This is a genomic window from Legionella oakridgensis ATCC 33761 = DSM 21215 (genome assembly GCF_000512355.1).
Classification (GTDB): Bacteria; Pseudomonadota; Gammaproteobacteria; order Legionellales; family Legionellaceae; genus Legionella_A; species Legionella_A oakridgensis.
Map to the genome: position 1 here is coordinate 2,613,462 of NZ_CP004006.1, position 16,542 is coordinate 2,630,003.

Consider the following 16,542-nt stretch of genomic DNA (forward strand, 5'->3'; position numbering starts at 1 on the left):
ACAATTCAACCTGTCAAAATTAAATGGGAAAGGTACTGGTTCAATATTTATAAGCAATATGCAATGCAACAATACCACCCGTTAAATTATAATAATGGCAATCTTCAAATCCTGCCTGCTCAATCATGGTCTTTAACGCGTCCTGTGAAGGATGCATGCGAATGGATTCAGCCAGATACTGATAACTGTTGGAATCCTGTGCAAATAATTTGCCAATTCTAGGCAATATCTGGAATGAATACCAATCATAGAAAGGCTTTAATCCCGGCAATACCGGCGTAGAAAATTCCAGAACCATAATTTTTCCACCCGGCTTACATGTTCTAAACATAGAACGCAACGCTTTATCTTTATCCGTCACATTTCGCAGCCCAAATGCTATAGTAATGCAATGAAAGCTGTTTTCAGCAAACGGTAACGTTTCTGCATTCGCCTGAATAAAGCTCAAGTTATCCAGCAAACCTTCATCAAGTAGGCGTTGACGGCCAACTTTAAGCATTGCAGGATTAATATCAGCCAAAATAACTTGCCCGGTGTTACCTACTTTCTTGCTCAACAGGCGTGTCAAATCTCCGCTTCCGCCAGCTAGATCAAGGATCGTTTGCCCAGGGCGCACCCGACTTAATTCTACCGTAAAATATTTCCACAACCGATGAATACCGACCGACATCAAATCATTCATCAAGTCGTAGCGTCCTGCCACGGAATGGAAAACTTCCCCAACCTTTTTTCTTTTTCTTCCCATGGGACACTTTGAAATCCAAAATGGGTATTTTTTTGTGGCTTGCTCATCACTTGTTTATCATAAATAAATACGTAGTCTATCTTAACCGATAATCATACAAAAAGCGTCTAATCAAACAAATCAATATTCTCACATGCCTTATCTTTGGTAGGATGACGTGCCAATCAAGGTAACGAAGTAAATTGACATAAAAAAGCCCTATTCAATAGGGCTTTTTTAAATCGCTTACCTTATGATTGCTGTGCTGTTGGTGACCCCGAATCATTGCTATCATCAGTCTCAGGATTTGGATCGTAAGAAGGATCGCCCTCATCCCCACTGCCTTCGTCTTCATCATCATTCTCATCATCAGCCGATTGCTGAGTGTTTTTATCATTATTTTCCTCAGCATTAGGAGCCATATTATTTGCGGCAGGGGCCTGCTGGGTGTCTGGCTGGTTGTTGACATCAGCATGAGCAAACATCGACACTCCAAATAAAACAGCCAATATAACAATCACCTTTTTCACGATTAGCTCCATTAATTTTTGCAAAGGTTTAATTACTATAAATCGAATTTAACAATCGTCAAGAGACTAACTACCCAGATTAATATTATTTTTTAGGCTATTTTTCAATTACAAAAGTAACTGAGCGCATGCTTCGAGGTACTTTTTTTCATCTGGAAGCGCATGATGTCGCTGTGCTTGCCACAAGCATTCCGCCAGATGATCCATAAGCAAATGCTCAACCACAAGAGGCTCAGCGTATTTTTTTAATAAATTTTTATAAATAGCCTCTATTCCTGCAGGTCTGTCAGTAGCAATTTGATCACGTATCGCCAAATGCAAGCCCATATGTAAAAAAGGATTCGTTTGTCCCGTCTCAGGAAAATAAGAGGCCTCGCTTGCGAAACGATGCTCGAGTAATCCATGATATTCAGGATGATCCAAGATAACTGCCGCAATTTGTTCCTCTAAGGGAAGCAGGGGCTGCCTTTCCCTGTATTTCTTCCAACTTGAGAAAAACAATTGACGGGTATCACGAACTTCATTGCTATAAAACATACGTATTATTAAAAATTAATAAAAAGGAATTTAACACACCTAACCACAAATGATTAAAAATCTCCATGACCATGAGATTCTCTTAAAAATTGGCAAATTGATTTCATTTGACAATTCCAAACAAATTATGAGATATTTCCGCTGCGAGGTTGGACTTGCTATGTGTCATTCCACTGGGTCAATTGGCGACACACTGATTGGCCCTTTCTACCTTATCCTCATACTTGGCTAGAAACCAGATTTAAGCTTAGGTAAATCATAAGAATTCCGCTGCATAATTCAACACGCCGCCAAACCGTGGTTTTGGTTAATATCCCCGAAAAATAATAGGCCGTTATAGTCAATACAGTAAACCATACAAGACTGGATGAAATCACACCAAATAAGAACATTTGCGGGTGATCAGGAAATTGGCTACTACCACCACCAATTAATACGAGGGAATCAATGATGGCATGAGGATTAAGTAAACTAAATCCCAGTGCCAACATAATAATTTGCCAGCGAGTTATATTTGTTTGCTCATTTCCGAGAGTGCGGGCTGAGCGACTAAACGCTCTTTTCAATGCCGCACCACCATAGTACAGCAAAAAACCTGCGCCAAACCACGCCATCCAGAGACGCAAATCAGGATGTTGCTCAAGGATATGATGCAAGCCGGCAATACTCGCTGTGACCAGAACAACATCGCAAATAAAACAAGTGACTGCCGAAAGCACCGCATGCTGACGCAAGGCACCTTGACGAATTAGAAAAATATTCTGCGGGCCTAATGCCATAATCAGTGAAAGACCTAACATAAGACCATTTAGGTAGATAGGCATAATCATAAAAAAATAGAATACCAAAGATGGCGCAATTATCGCACATATTGTGTTATTTTAAAATCTAAAATAAGCCTAATATTTTCAGATGGTTTACAGTCACCTCAATAACTGATATCACTTAATTTATTAAATCATAACAACATTGCAAGTTAGCAGTACTGCGGTATAAAATGCCGGGTTTATTTATCCTGCCAGTGATTAGCCAAAATATTGAGTTTAAGGAGGGAGCGTGGGCTCTTTGTTGAAAAACAATACAATCACCTGTATGTTAGCCACACTATTGGCAGTTTGCACCTCATTACAGGCTGCCAACAACACCAACAATGAGAATGGTTTTAGATGGGTTGACCCATTAGTGGATGGCTTTTACCCTAAATACCCTCCTACGACGCCCGCGGCAACGGATGAAAAAGAAAAATTAATCCAGCGCGGTGAATACCTGGCAAAGCTTGGCGATTGTATTTCCTGTCACACCAATGTTCGCGCCGGCACTCCAACTTATGCCGGGGGATTACCCATTGCAACGCCTTTTGGCACTATTTACAGCCTTAATATTACTCCAGATAAAAAAACCGGAATTGGAAATTGGACTGAAAAAGATTTCATTCGCGCCTTAAAAGAAGGACGGGATCCCAAAGGACGTAATTACTTTCCTGTTTTTCCCTACGTTTATTTTGCCAACGTCAGCGACGATGATGCGCGAGCCCTGTATGCTTATTTTATGAGCATTCCTCCGGTAGAACTGGAAAACAAACGTCAACCATTCCCTTTTAACATGCCTGGAGCCAGCTTGGGAATGTGGGGTTGGAACTTGTTGTTTTTCTATCCTAACAAGCAATATGAATATGATCCTGAACATTCTGCTGCCTGGAATCGTGGTAAATACATTGTGGATGGCCTTGGCCATTGCAGCATGTGCCATACGCCTTTAAATATTTTAGGTTCCCCCAAACAACGTTTTTATCTGACCGGTGGATTTGTGGATGGCTATTGGGCACCAAACATCACACAATTTGGCTTGCGCACTGCAAATCGCTATGATGTGGCCGATGTGTTTATTAAGAGTGAACTGATTAATATGGCAGGGCCTGTGGCGGGGCCAATGGCTGAAGTCAATCATAATAGCCTCAGTTATCTGACAGAAGAAGATCAAATGGCGATTGCCACTTATTTAAAGACCGTCGTGAGCGAAGAGCCTTTGGGCGTGTCTCCTTCCGATAAGCAACCTACTTTAAAACGTGGTAAACAAGTGTATGTTAACACCTGCATCATATGCCATCAGGATGGCAAAATGGGCGCTCCTCTCATTGGCAATGGCGCAGGCTGGTATATGCGGCTTAAAGAAAGCGGTTTGACAGGACTATACCGCCATGCCATTTACGGCTACAACAGCATGCCTCCACATGGTGCTTGCGTGACTTGTTCAGACAATGATGTGATTTCTGCGGTGGATTATCTTTTAAATAAATCACTGTCACGTTCTCAATGGCTTGACTTGAAATCAGGTGGTGCAGCGAAATTCCCAGCCGACGGCAAGATTATTTACAATGAAAATTGCGGTGTATGCCATAACGAAGGCAAACTGGGGGCTCCTAAAATTGGCGATAAAGAAATGTGGAAACCGCTCATCGCGCAAAATATGGATGTATTGATTGAAAACACGGTCATGGGTAAAAAACATCCGGTGAATGGCGGCTGTAAACACTGTACAACGGGCGAAGTAATTGATGCCATTAAATACATGGTTAGCCAGTCTAAAACGGAAGGCAATTACTCACTGTGGTAAAAAAAGAATAATCATTATTAAAAGAGGGGCGGGAATGTTAAAGAGGTTAAACGTCTGCAAAACAGTGCTTATGCTTTGTGCCTCAATGGTGACGCAATCGGCATTAGCCGCTGCGGATAATTGGCAGATGAATATGTATAAAGGGGTTACTCCCTTAAGTCACGATATGTACGATTTACATATGGTGGCCATTGTCATTTGTGCCATCATTGGCATCGTTGTTTTCGGCGTGATGTTTTACGCTTTAATTCATCACCGCAAATCAAAAGGGCATGAACCTGCCAGATTTCACGATAATACACGAGTGGAAATTGTCTGGACTATTATTCCATTCTTAATCTTAGTAGGGCTTGCCATTCCAGCAACCAAGGTTTTAATACGCCTGGAAAACAGCACTGAATCGGATGTAACCATCAAAGTTGTTGGTCATCAATGGAAATGGCAATATCAATATTTGGATCAAGGCATTAGTTATTTTAGTAATCTTTCAACACCTTATGCTCAAATTGAAAATAAAGAGCCGAAAGGAGAGTGGTATTTATTGGAGGTTGACAAACCTGTGGTTGTACCCATCAATAAAAAGATCCGCTTTTTAGTCACGTCCAATGACGTCGTGCATTCCTGGTGGGTGCCCGAGCTTGGGGTAAAACGTGATGCCATTCCGGGCTTCATGCATGAAGCTTGGGCCCGTATTGAAAAACCCGGTGTTTATCGAGGGCAATGTGCTGAATTATGTGGTATCAATCATGGGTTTATGCCGATTGTCGTACAAGCCGTTAATGAGGAAGAATTTAATCAATGGGTAGCAAATCAGACAAAAATTGCCGATGAATACGCCACTACCGAAGATAAGCCCGCTGAACAAAAAGTATTGACTCGAGCCGAGTTAATGAAGTTAGGTAAAGAAAAATACGACTTGATTTGTGCCGCCTGTCATAAGGCAGATGGCACAGGATTATCGCCCATGTTCCCGCCCCTTAAAGGCAGCTCGGTTGCTGTGGGCAAACCCATATCAAGACATATTGGCATCGTATTGAACGGTGTTTCAGGAACTGCCATGCAACCGTATAAAGATCAATTTACGGATGAAGAAATTGCGGCGATTGTTACCTATGAACGCAATGCCTGGGGTAATAACACAGACGACGAAGTTCAACCGGCCGATGTTGCTCAAGTACGGCAAGGTGATAATCAACAACCCAACATGGTGAAAAAAGCTCAAGCTGGAGGTTTTCGATGAGCCAAGTATTCCTACATGAGATCGAACACACTGAACATCACGGCCCCGAACAAGGCAAAGGTGTCTTTGGCTTTATTAGGCGGTGGTTATTTACCACCAACCATAAAGATATAGGTACTTTGTACTTATGGCTGGCCTTCATCAGTTTTTTTGTTGGCGGTGGTATGGCGCTGCTTATTCGCGCTGAATTATTCAGACCCGGCCATCTTTTTGTTGACCCTAATTTTTTTAATCAGATGACGACCTTGCATGGTTTAATCATGCTTTTTGGTGTCGTGATGCCGGCTTTTACTGGTCTGGCCAACTGGCAGATTCCAATGATGATTGGCGCTCCCGATATGGCGTTGCCCCGATTAAATAACTGGAGTTTCTGGATTCTTCCTTTTGCGTTTGCACTTCTGGGTTCAACGCTGTTTCATAATGGTGGCGGCCCCAACTTCGGCTGGACCATGTATGCGCCATTATCCACACGCTATGCTCCTCCAAGCACAGACTTTATGATATTTTCCGTGCATATGATGGGATTATCATCCATCATGGGCTCTATTAACATCATTGCGACCATACTGAACTTGCGCGCACCTGGTATGACCATGATGCGACTTCCAATGTTTGTCTGGACCTGGCTAATCACTGCATTTTTATTAATTGCTATTATGCCCGTTCTGGCTGGAGCCGTAACCATGATGCTTGCCGATCGTCACTTTGGCACCAGCTTTTTTGAAGCGGCTGGCGGTGGCGATCCAATACTTTTTCAGCATGTATTTTGGTTCTTTGGCCATCCCGAAGTCTATGTTCTTGTGTTGCCAGCATTTGGCGTGATATCAGAAGTTATTCCCACGTTCAGTCGTAAACCACTGTTTGGATACCATTTCATGGTATACGCGACCGTCAGCATTGCTCTTTTATCCTTTCTTGTATGGGCACATCATATGTTTACCACTGGCATCCCATTAGGTGCCGAGTTATTTTTCATGTATGCCACCATGCTGATTGCCGTACCGACGGGCATTAAGGTATTCAACTGGGTAGGAACGATGTTTAAAGGGTCCATGACCTTTGAAACACCGATGCTTTTTGCCGTGGCATTTGTTTTTCTATTCACCATTGGCGGTTTTACCGGTTTGATGCTTTCTTTAGTTCCAGCCGATTATCAATATCAGGATAGTTATTTCGTTGTTGGACATTTTCATTATGTGCTTGTCCCTGGCGTTATCTTCGCCTTGATGTCAGCTATTTATTACTGGCTGCCAAAATGGACGGGGCATATGTACAATGAACGGCTTGGAAAGTGGCATTTCTGGTTATCCGTTATTTCCGTAAATATTCTCTTTTTCCCAATGCATTTTCTAGGGCTGGCTGGCATGCCACGACGTATTCCTGACTACGCTTTACAATTTACCAATTTTAATATGATTGCTTCCATTGGCGCATTCATATTTGGATTTTCCCAATTATTGTTCTTATACAATGTCATTCGAACTGTAAAAGGTCATGGTAAAAAAGTAGATGCGCAAGTTTGGGAAGGCGCTCATGGTTTGGAGTGGACACTGTCATCACCTCCCCCATACCATAGCTTTACTACGCCACCTGAAATTCATTGAGAATGATGAATGGCAGCAAAAAGTCATACCAAGCTTTTAATTATTTTAACGGCTGTTGTTATAGGAATGTTCGGGTTTGGATTTGCATTGGTGCCCATTTACAATAGTTTATGTAAGGCATTAAACATTAACGGCAAAGTAAGCACAGAAATCGCAGCCTATGATAAAAACACGCAAATTGCTAAAGACAGGGATGTTTTAGTGGAATTTGTAGCGACAAATAACAGTGGCGTACCTTGGGCTTTTTATCCTAAAACACACAAATTACGTGTTCATCCTGGCGAAATTGCCAAATTGTCATTTTACGCAGAAAATAAAACAAACCATACGATGACAGTGCAAGCGATTCCAAGCGTGACACCAGGCATTGCCGCTAAATATTTAAAAAAGACGGAGTGTTTTGTTTTACCCAGCAAACACTGAATGGTCATGAAGCAATGGATATGCCATTGTTATTTCATATTGATACTGAGTTGCCAGCTAACGTTAAAACAATTACTTTGGCTTATACTTTATTTGATGTGAGCAATAGATAAATTTTTAACCAAAATTTAAAAAACAGGAGAATTAAATACTATGGGAGACCACGGCACCTATTATGTCCCCAAGCCCAGCCATTGGCCTTTAGTCGGTTCAATTGGCCTTACTACTACGTTGGTAGGCGCTGGCTCTTGGCTGCACGCCGACTGGTATGGGCCCTATATATTTTTTCTTGGGCTATTCATATTATTTTTTATGATGTTTGGCTGGTTTGGCCAAGTTATCTATGAAAATGAAAAAGGCCTTTATGATTTGCAAGTTGACCGCTCGTTCCGATGGGGAATGTGCTGGTTTATTTTCTCTGAAGTTTGCTTCTTTGGTGCATTTTTTGGCGCTTTATTTTTTTCACGCTATTGGAGCGTACCACTGCTTGGAGGAGAAGTACATCCCATCACTCATTTTACCTTATGGCCTGATTTTAAAGCCACCTGGCCATTATTAGACAATCCAAACAATCAGATTTTTGTTGGGGCCCACGAAGGGATGGGCGCGTGGGGACTTGCAGCAATTAATACCTTAATCCTGTTATCTTCTGGAGTAACGGTCACTTGGGCTCATTGGGCATTAAAACTCAATAAGCGCCGTCAGCTAGACATCGGCTTAATATGCACCATAGCCCTTGGGATACTCTTTTTATTTTTACAAGGCCATGAATATTATGAAGCCTATACTGAAATGAATTTAACCTTGGACGCGGGTATTTACGGGACAACCTTTTTTATGCTGACTGGTTTTCATGGTCTGCATGTCACCATTGGAACCATCATTCTTATTGTTATTCTTTTGCGCTCACTGCGTGGCCATTTTACGCCAGAGAGACACTTTGCCTTTGAAGCAGCTGCTTGGTATTGGCACTTTGTTGACGTCGTCTGGTTATTCTTGTTTATCTTTGTCTATTGGTTATAAATTCCACCCTGCCTTGTCCAGGCAGGGTGAATAGAGTTACTGCACAAAACATCTGATTTAAAAATCAAGAGCCACTATTTTTTAAACGCAAGAAAAAACGATTATCAGGAAAATAACCTTTCCTAGTTTAAGCCAGCTCCTTGCAATGCTTCCTTATCCAAATCTATTTCGCGGTATTTAAATTCTTCGTCCAATTGACCAATGACTCGCATGCCTTCATGGATGGTTGTCTCCCCACTTTTAATCAATGCAGTAACTTGGCGAGATAACGGCTCATAAGATTGGCATGCCAAAGCAGCTTTTGTAAATGCTGCAGCATTATTCAACCGCAGGGCATTCAACATCTCCATATTCATTTCAAGAAGCTCATAGACACCAATTCGACCAACGTATCCACGATAATTACAATGGGTGCAACCTTCGCCTATTTTAAAGACTAATGAAGCATCAACCCCCATCGACTCCAGCCAAATTTTCTCAGCCGCATCCGCCTTATGATCCTTGATGCAGGCCTGACAAATCGTTCTTACCAAGCGTTGCCCAATAATTGCTTTTACAGCAGCCGCAACCATGTAGCCTTCCGCCCCCATATCAATTAACCGCATGGCAGAACTTATGGCATCATTAGTATGGAGGGTGGCTAATACAAAATGACCAGTAATCGCCGCACGCATGGCAATACGCGCTGTTTCGCTATCCCTGATTTCTCCCACCATGATAATATCAGGATCTTGTCGTAAGATAGAACGCAACACACGAGCAAATGTCAGGTCAATTTTTGGATTCACTTGCACCTGACAAACGCGGCTTATTCGATATTCCACCGGATCCTCAACGGTTAAGATTTTACGATCGGGAGTATTTAATCTGGATAAAATACTATAAAGCGTCGTGGTTTTACCGCTACCCGTAGGGCCTGTAACCAACAACATCCCATACGGCCTTTTATAAATCGCCTCAAGTCGTTTGACCATATCTGCAGAAATTCCCAGATCGCTTAAATCACTCACTGGTGTTGATTGATCCAATAAACGCATGACCACCGATTCACCATAAGAAGTCGGCATGGTTGAAACCCTGACGTCAAAAGAGCGTCCTTTAATAGTAAAATTAAAACGACCATCCTGAGGAATACGCTTCTCTGAAATATCCAAATGGGCACGTAATTTAAGCCGTTGAATCAACGCGTTCAAAATCCGTTTATTTTCCAGAATACTCTCGTTTAAAACACCATCAATACGTAAACGAATTCGCAATGATTTTTCATCAGGCTCAATATGAATGTCCGATGCTCGTGCCTGTACTGCGTCTCTAAACAATGAATTTAATAGTTTGACTACAGGCGCTTGCTCTTCGCTTTCAATCGTTTCATCAAAAAGCTCGTCTTCCTTCTCCGTCCGCTCCTCAACCATCTCTCCTGAAAGTTCTTCGGCAAAATGGCTAATTTCTTGGGTACGCCGGTAAATACGGTCAATCGCCGCTAATAAGGCGGATTCACTAATGACTGCCATCTTGATGGGTTGTTTCAAGATTTTGGATACAGCATCAAAGGCATTAATATCCAACGGATCAGCCATGCCAACCAATAATTCTTTATTGATACGTTCTAAGACAAGAGCGCGATAGCGTCTGGCATATGTTTCAGGCAATAACGTGGCCAACGACGAATTAATTTCATAAAAATTGAGATCAATATAAGGAATATCTAATTGCCGGGCCAATAATTTTAAGAGTTCTTCTTCTTTAACAACGCCCATTTCAATTAAAATGCGGCCAAATTTATTACCGGTTTGTTTTTGCAATTCACTGGCTTTATCCAATGTTGCTTGGGTTACCAGATTTTCTTTAAGCAGTAACTCTCCCAGTCGTATACGCTTCATGCCTATCCTTGCAAGTGTTTTAAACGGTTTTCTGCGTAAGCGCGAACGGATGGTTCAATATCATAGCTTTGGCTGGCACGCCTGTAAGCAATAGCCGCCTGTTGATAAGCTTGTTTATGCTCCAATGCAATCCCATATCCTAACCAATATTGACCATTAGATGGTTCTATGGCAATTAACGATTTGTACAGACTTCCCGCTTCATCCATCTTGCCCAAAGCCTGCATAACCGCTGCTAATAGACCATAAAAATCTGGTTCAGCCCGAATATCAGGATTAAATCGCTCAAGCAATCTTAATGCTTGAGTCGCTTCATCCTGATCAAACAGCAAATGGGCTTTCATCATCGTTAGTACCAAGGAATCAGGCTCATATTCAAGACCTTCATCTAAAATCTGGATGGCTTTATTATGCTGCGCATGTGAAAGATAAATGGCAGCAAGACTTTCGCGCGCTTCCGTAGAATTAGGGAATTTCGATAAAATCAATTCTAACAAACGAGTCGCCCGCGGATCATTACCTTCCTGTATCGCTTGCAAGGCGTCATTCAACTGTACGTCATGCCATTCTCTGGCAGTCAAATTATTATAGGTTCTATTAACTGCTGCAATTGCAGCGGGCTCTTCATCCGTATCTTCTATGCCTGATGACATTGATTCTTGCAAAGCAGGAATAACCGGCAGAGAAGAATGCATGGTTTCATCCGCTAAAGGCACGAATGTTTGTTTTTGTTCAGGAAGATCAGCGAGCGGCTTCGGCAATGGTTTTTCTGCATGCTGTGCCTTCATCACCGGTTCTGTCACTTTTTGTCCAGGAACTGTCTGAGATGTTGAAGGCAATTCATCTAAGCTAAATTTCTTACTTTTTAAGATCAATAAGACAATGACACTTACGATAAAAACACCCAAAAACCATGGAACAAACTCAGGTAATTTCCGTAAAAACGATTGTTTTTGTGGCGGTATGAATAATGGCGCAGCTTCCCTGCGTAATTTATTTTCGTTGAGATCGTTCAGCATCTCATTTAATAAACTCATGAAAATAACCCCAATTTCCAATAAACCGCTAACACAACCACCAGAGCGAATCCACTTATCAGTGCAAACCTCATATTAGAGCGCAGGCGAATCCTAGCGGCTTGTGCGCACTCTGTATCTGCAATGGCACGCTTGACGGCAGAAGCATCCACCATACGAGCTCCTTTTCCGTAAGAAACCAGCAATGCTTTATGGCAAAGCACATTCAATATACGTGGCAACCCCCCACTGGCATAATACAAGTGCTTCTTTGCCGCCGCTGAAAACATGGAACCATAGGTATATCCAGCTTTAGCCAGACGATGGTATAAATAAAGATCCACCTCATGTTTCGCCAAAGGCTTTAAAGTGTATGAAAACGTAATACGCTGCTTTAATTGGCGCAATGATGGCTGATTCAGCTTACTGTCAAGTTCTGGCTGCCCAAATAAAACAACCTGCATTAATTTTTTTCTTCCGTTTCCAGATTCGTGAGTAAACGAATAGCCTCAAGGCATATCTCGGGTAAGGCTTGCGCTTCATCAATGATTAATATTGTTTTTTTGCCGGCTCTATGTAATTCCAGCAAGCGCATGTTAATGGCTTCCAACAATTTCTGTTGCGGCATGTCTTTTTCAGGATGCAGCCCTAATTCACTGGCTAAAGACAGGCGAAGACTATCCGCACTTTGATCAGGATTGGGAATATAAGCCGTCACAAAACTGTCATCCAATGTATTGAGCAATAATCTGCATAATAAAGTTTTTCCTGTACCCACTTCGCCAAGAATTTTTATAAAACCTTCTCCTTGCTGCAGACTCAACAGTAAAACATTTAAAGCCTCTTGATGGGTGGGCAATTCACAATAAAATTCTGTATTAGGCGTTAATGAAAACGGCTGCCGGTTTAATTTAAAATGTTCTAGGTACATCTTCCCCCCCTGCATTGTGATGGCGTATAGACGCCTGCTTTTGGTCCAACACTGACTGGCTCTTCCCCTTCTGTACCAAAAATATCAGGCCTGCTGCCAAAATGATAACCACGTTTAATACGGGCAAACTGTTGTGTCGATTCAATTAAATCACGATTGATGTTTTTTGGATTCATGACAATCGGCCTTAGAAGAATCACCAATTCACTTTTCCTTGAGTTTTGCTTGGTTGCCCGAAAGAGCGTACCAAGAAAAGGAATATTGCCAAAAAATGGCATTTGAGCGATGTCTTCTTCTGTTTGATTCTGCATCAAACCACCAATAACCACCACCTGCCCATTTTTAGCATGAACAATAGTATCGGATTCGCGAATGGTGCTAAAAGCTAAAGGCAATTCCAAAACACCGCCTTGCGCTCCTAAATCAATGCGTTTACGTTGATCGCGGACAAGACTAACCGAAGGATGAATATGCAGCGTCACATTATTGTTAGCATCAATTTGCGGCGTAACATCCAATGTAATTCCCGAAAAGAAGGGAGTTAAATCAACATTTTGTGTAGGATTTGTAACCCCGCCAGCGGTTGCGAAGTTCTGGGTTGTATTGACATTGGTCACAAAAAATTCATCACTGCCAACTTTAATAGCCGACATTTGATTATTCATGGTCGCAACACGTGGGCTAGAAAGCACTTGCACATTACCCTGTGTTTCTAAAGCCTGAATCGTTGTTTGAAAGCTTTGATTCCATTTAATATCAATTTTAAAAGCATCGGGAAATTCATCCTGGTTAATATCAACACCTGTGCCAACAAAATCGCTTAATGCGTTCAGGCGCGCACCAAAAATTTTCCAGTCAATGCCCATTTGATATTGATCATTTAAAGTCACTTCAAGGATTTTTGCTTCCAATATAACCTGACGATCCATGCTGTTTTGCACGAGATCGAGATACGCTTCCACCTGTTTATGTTCTCTTGGTTTGGCGCGCACCACAACCACTCCAGCGAGAGGATTAACCGTCACTGACCGACCATCTTCCGTCCCAATGATGCTTTGCAAGGTGGCTTGCATTTGCTTCCAAAAATCTATCGTGCTTTTGGTTTCAACGTCGCCAATCGTACTTTCAATATTGGTAGGATTAGTTGCCGTTGTCGTTGAAGACGCCAAAAGTGTGTTGGTATTGCGTGTCCCCGCAATCTGAGTTACTTCGCCTGAATTAAGACGCATATTAGAACGGCCTTTACGTTCGAGCTCCAGGTAATTAACGGCATAAATTTCCGTCTTTAAGCTATTGGGCAAAATTTCATATCCCCCGGGAATGGGGTTATAAGCATACCCATATACATCCTCTACCGTTTGCAATACTTGTTCCACAGTAACTTGTTTTAAATTCAAGGTGATTTCTCCTTGAATTTCAGGACTAACGGCAATACTTAACGGCGTACCGGTGACCAAACCAGTAAAAAAAGTACGAGCAGGCACATTTTTGACTGAAATATCAAATCGTCGTTGCACATGATTTTTTTGCGGTGCGCGAATTTTTATGCCGGGAACCAATGCTTTTGTAATTCTATCGGGGGGACGATTTTTCTCAGATTTATAAAACGCTTCATTGCCAGCTATCCCTTGATGCAAAGCAACGTTCATGTCATCTATGGCAGTGCCTTGCGTCGCTTGATGTGTTGAGCAAGCAGCCAAAGCAAGGAAAAAACGAATAGACCTTTTTTCATGCATTACTTCCTAATACCGCTATCAAACAAGTCAATCTTCAGCTTGCGACCAGATTCAGATAAAACAACCGAATTTCTATCAATTGCTATTACCACGGCACTACCAATTGAATCTCCAATACTGACAAATTGGTCATTAATTAAAGCGAGTCGGCGTGATCTTCCAATGATAATGGACTGGAGTTGATACCTTTCTACGCTTGTATCTTTTATACTGCCTATCTGCACCGCAGGTCTGGTAGGATCGCGTTCCTTTGCTACCTGCGCCAATACCTCCCACGATAATAAAATAATTATTATTGTTAAGCAAAATTTAAACAAAACAGGCAGTTTCATTTAACGGCTCCTGTTTCATTTTTTCGTTCACGCTCACCCGATCTTAAGGTGTAAAATTGGACCGTCGCTTTCGCCAATGGGTAACTCACTACCGTGTAATCAAGTTTATCCCAATAAAGCTGCCACTGTAATTGCTCCAAACGTTGCAGATAATGCATGATGGAAAAATAGTCTCCACTTAAAGTCAGCGTATACTGCGTGCGCTCGACGGGCAGGTGGACCGCGTCAACAGGCAATTGCGCTGCCGTGGACTTTTTGTTCATTGGTGAGGAGGCAACCGTTGTCGTTAATGAAGCCATATCAATTTTTTGGGCAGCTTCGCCACGGAGATATTCGGTGTTTGAAAAATCATCAATACGAACTCCTCCTGTTTGCTTCATAATGGCATACAATAATTTCGCTAATTGCTTCTTACCAATAAATCGTTGTTCATAGCGCGCAACTCTGCCTTCAAGTTGGCGCATTTCCTCTTGCAGGCGAGCAAATTTAGCCATTAATTTGGCAACCGTATCATCGGTGGCCATACTCTTAATGGTTTGGCTTCGTTGCAGCAGTTCTGCTGCCTGATGCATTTCATTTTGAATGGCTAAATTAGTCTTAATCAAGGCGCGTTTTTGCGGATAATACATAAGAAAAAGCCATAGGAAGAAAAGAACTGCAAAGGCTGCAAAGAGGATCATGACACGCTCACGCAAACTGTAGCGATCAATGGTGAAACGTAATTTAATTAGACTTTCATTCACTGATGCATGCCTCTGTTTTTACCCAGGCCGATGCCTGAATACGATTCATTTCGATTTTACCGTCGCAGATTTACCTGCTTCCTTTTTTTTCTGGGTTTCTTCCTGACTTATTAATGTATTATTTGCAATTTCAAATTGAATGTAATTTTTATCTTCTATTTTTTTACATAAAACAAGTCAAAAAAACATCCTTAAACACAGGCGCCAACTGTAATTTATAGATGAATAAAGACACAGAAACAGGGTCTAAACTATAACCAATGAGGGATATATCACTGCTATCCTGATCAATATGAATTTCTGATAGCCAAAGTTCCTCTGGAACGGCCAGAGAGAACAATTTTAAATAATGTGAAAAAGGTTTACGCAAAGTGGCATGCGTCAACTCCGCAAATCGCTCTTGTTTCTTGCGCAAAGTTTCCTCATAGGCGCTCACTTGCTCAACTAAAGGTTTATCCATTGCAAACATTGGATAAACAGCGGCGACTTTTTGGAAGGCTACTACTGCTTCAACATGTTTACTGTGAGCCTGTTTAAGCTGTTGGGATAATTGATAGCGGTGAATGCTTTGATTTAAAGAGATGATGGTTAAAATAAAAGCAAGGACAATGACCAGACACCCAATTAAGGCAGCGGGTAAATACCGGGGCTCTTTTGGCAGGGAGTTAAGGAAATTAATTTCTTGCTTCATTGATTACTGGCTCCGGCTCTTGCTGCTCGACTTGATTCAAGGTCATCGCGCCGCCCAAACTATAAAAGCATGCCTGCTGTTCTTTAAAGCCAAGCGACGGTTCCGCCTCCAGATAATCATTTAAATTTAACAATCGTATTTCTTTTGATAATTCCTGTTGTAAAAATTGCAGCAATGGTTTGGACTCATAAAAACCGGGGGTAAACAGGATTTGCTTAGGCTCAGGCAGTTTTAACTCACTTAAGCAATAATCCATGCTACGCTGGATTTCAAGCAATAACTCCTGCGCTCCAGGATCTTGTTCATTCTTCGCCTTACTAACGGTTAATTCTCTTACCAAATATAGATGATTATCATATAAAATCTGGAGTTGGTATCCTCCCTCTTCAAGACTAATGACAATAACTGGCGTATCTGGCTTAGTTGCAATCAGTGCTACAAGGTTTCTTAAAGCAAGTTCCGCAATCCCTATGCTGCTCACTTCTAAATAAGCGGTTTCAAACATGGACACAATAGCTT

At 41.8% G+C, this 16,542-nt stretch carries 16 protein-coding genes and 2 pseudogenes; 5 read left to right on the forward strand and 13 right to left on the reverse strand.

Annotated features, from left to right (window positions below):
- Nucleotides 1-40: 40 nt before the first annotated feature.
- From ubiE to LOA_RS12710, 4 genes and pseudogenes are all read right to left on the reverse strand, one after another.
- Nucleotides 41-792 (reverse strand): annotated as a pseudogene (gene ubiE / locus LOA_RS12695) (bifunctional demethylmenaquinone methyltransferase/2-methoxy-6-polyprenyl-1,4-benzoquinol methylase UbiE).
- A gap of 183 nt (nucleotides 793-975) precedes the next feature.
- Nucleotides 976-1,254, reverse strand: coding sequence for a hypothetical protein (locus tag LOA_RS12700; RefSeq protein WP_147370138.1), 279 nt, complete (start codon nucleotides 1,252-1,254; stop codon nucleotides 976-978).
- Between the two features lie 108 nt (nucleotides 1,255-1,362).
- Nucleotides 1,363-1,791, reverse strand: a complete 429-nt coding sequence (locus LOA_RS12705) for a DUF1841 family protein (RefSeq protein ID WP_025386663.1) — start codon at nucleotides 1,789-1,791, stop codon at nucleotides 1,363-1,365.
- Nucleotides 1,792-2,009: 218 nt separating this feature from the next.
- Nucleotides 2,010-2,615: a LysE/ArgO family amino acid transporter gene (locus tag LOA_RS12710; RefSeq protein WP_025386664.1), complete on the reverse strand. Its 606-nt coding sequence runs from the start codon at nucleotides 2,613-2,615 to the stop codon at nucleotides 2,010-2,012.
- Between the two features lie 268 nt (nucleotides 2,616-2,883).
- Here LOA_RS12710 and LOA_RS12715 point away from each other — a divergent pair, with 268 nt between their 5' ends.
- From LOA_RS12715 to LOA_RS12735, 5 genes and pseudogenes are all read left to right on the forward strand, one after another.
- The gene (locus LOA_RS12715) at nucleotides 2,884-4,404 is read left to right on the forward strand and encodes a c-type cytochrome (RefSeq protein ID WP_081725011.1); all 1,521 of its coding nucleotides are present in this window, start codon (nucleotides 2,884-2,886) and stop codon (nucleotides 4,402-4,404) included.
- Between the two features lie 70 nt (nucleotides 4,405-4,474).
- Complete coding sequence (gene coxB, locus LOA_RS12720; protein WP_475001226.1) at nucleotides 4,475-5,644, forward strand: cytochrome c oxidase subunit II; 1,170 nt, start codon at nucleotides 4,475-4,477, stop codon at nucleotides 5,642-5,644.
- Nucleotides 5,641-7,248 (forward strand): cytochrome c oxidase subunit I, encoded by a 1,608-nt coding sequence (gene ctaD, locus LOA_RS12725; RefSeq protein ID WP_025386667.1) that lies wholly within the window; start codon nucleotides 5,641-5,643, stop codon nucleotides 7,246-7,248. The genes coxB and ctaD overlap by 4 nt, the downstream gene beginning before the upstream one ends.
- 90 nt (nucleotides 7,249-7,338) lie before the next feature.
- Nucleotides 7,339-7,784, forward strand: a pseudogene (locus LOA_RS12730) (cytochrome c oxidase assembly protein).
- Between the two features lie 40 nt (nucleotides 7,785-7,824).
- Nucleotides 7,825-8,694 (forward strand): cytochrome c oxidase subunit 3, encoded by an 870-nt coding sequence (locus tag LOA_RS12735; RefSeq protein ID WP_025386668.1) that lies wholly within the window; start codon nucleotides 7,825-7,827, stop codon nucleotides 8,692-8,694.
- A gap of 122 nt (nucleotides 8,695-8,816) precedes the next feature.
- On the opposite strand, the gene LOA_RS12740 is transcribed toward LOA_RS12735, so the two are convergent.
- The 9 genes from LOA_RS12740 to LOA_RS12775 form a co-directional block, all read right to left on the reverse strand.
- Nucleotides 8,817-10,574 carry a GspE/PulE family protein gene (locus LOA_RS12740; RefSeq protein WP_025386669.1) on the reverse strand — a complete coding sequence of 586 codons (1,758 nt, stop codon included), beginning with the start codon at nucleotides 10,572-10,574 and terminating at the stop codon, nucleotides 8,817-8,819.
- A 2-nt stretch (nucleotides 10,575-10,576) separates the two neighbouring features.
- Nucleotides 10,577-11,611 carry a tetratricopeptide repeat protein gene (locus tag LOA_RS12745; RefSeq protein ID WP_025386670.1) on the reverse strand — a complete coding sequence of 345 codons (1,035 nt, stop codon included), beginning with the start codon at nucleotides 11,609-11,611 and terminating at the stop codon, nucleotides 10,577-10,579.
- On the reverse strand, nucleotides 11,608-12,054 hold the full coding sequence (locus LOA_RS14960; RefSeq protein ID WP_202961886.1) for an ExeA family protein: 447 nt from the start codon (nucleotides 12,052-12,054) through the stop codon (nucleotides 11,608-11,610). Before LOA_RS14960 ends, LOA_RS12745 begins: the two co-directional genes overlap by 4 nt.
- Complete coding sequence (locus LOA_RS14965) at nucleotides 12,054-12,521, reverse strand: ExeA family protein (protein ID WP_202961887.1); 468 nt, start codon at nucleotides 12,519-12,521, stop codon at nucleotides 12,054-12,056. Before LOA_RS14965 ends, LOA_RS14960 begins: the two co-directional genes overlap by 1 nt.
- Entirely contained in the window at nucleotides 12,512-14,257 is a 1,746-nt protein-coding gene (gene mshL, locus LOA_RS12755; protein ID WP_025386671.1) for a pilus (MSHA type) biogenesis protein MshL, read from the reverse strand. The genes LOA_RS14965 and mshL overlap by 10 nt, the downstream gene beginning before the upstream one ends.
- The gene (locus tag LOA_RS12760) at nucleotides 14,257-14,589 is read right to left on the reverse strand and encodes a hypothetical protein (protein WP_025386672.1); all 333 of its coding nucleotides are present in this window, start codon (nucleotides 14,587-14,589) and stop codon (nucleotides 14,257-14,259) included. Before LOA_RS12760 ends, mshL begins: the two co-directional genes overlap by 1 nt.
- The gene (locus LOA_RS13950; protein WP_025386673.1) at nucleotides 14,586-15,332 is read right to left on the reverse strand and encodes a hypothetical protein; all 747 of its coding nucleotides are present in this window, start codon (nucleotides 15,330-15,332) and stop codon (nucleotides 14,586-14,588) included. The genes LOA_RS12760 and LOA_RS13950 overlap by 4 nt, the downstream gene beginning before the upstream one ends.
- A gap of 163 nt (nucleotides 15,333-15,495) precedes the next feature.
- Nucleotides 15,496-16,023: a PilN domain-containing protein gene (locus LOA_RS12770; RefSeq protein WP_025386674.1), complete on the reverse strand. Its 528-nt coding sequence runs from the start codon at nucleotides 16,021-16,023 to the stop codon at nucleotides 15,496-15,498.
- Nucleotides 16,007-16,528 (reverse strand): type IV pilus biogenesis protein PilM, encoded by a 522-nt coding sequence (locus LOA_RS12775; RefSeq protein ID WP_025386675.1) that lies wholly within the window; start codon nucleotides 16,526-16,528, stop codon nucleotides 16,007-16,009. The genes LOA_RS12770 and LOA_RS12775 overlap by 17 nt, the downstream gene beginning before the upstream one ends.
- Nucleotides 16,529-16,542: the final 14 nt, after the last annotated feature.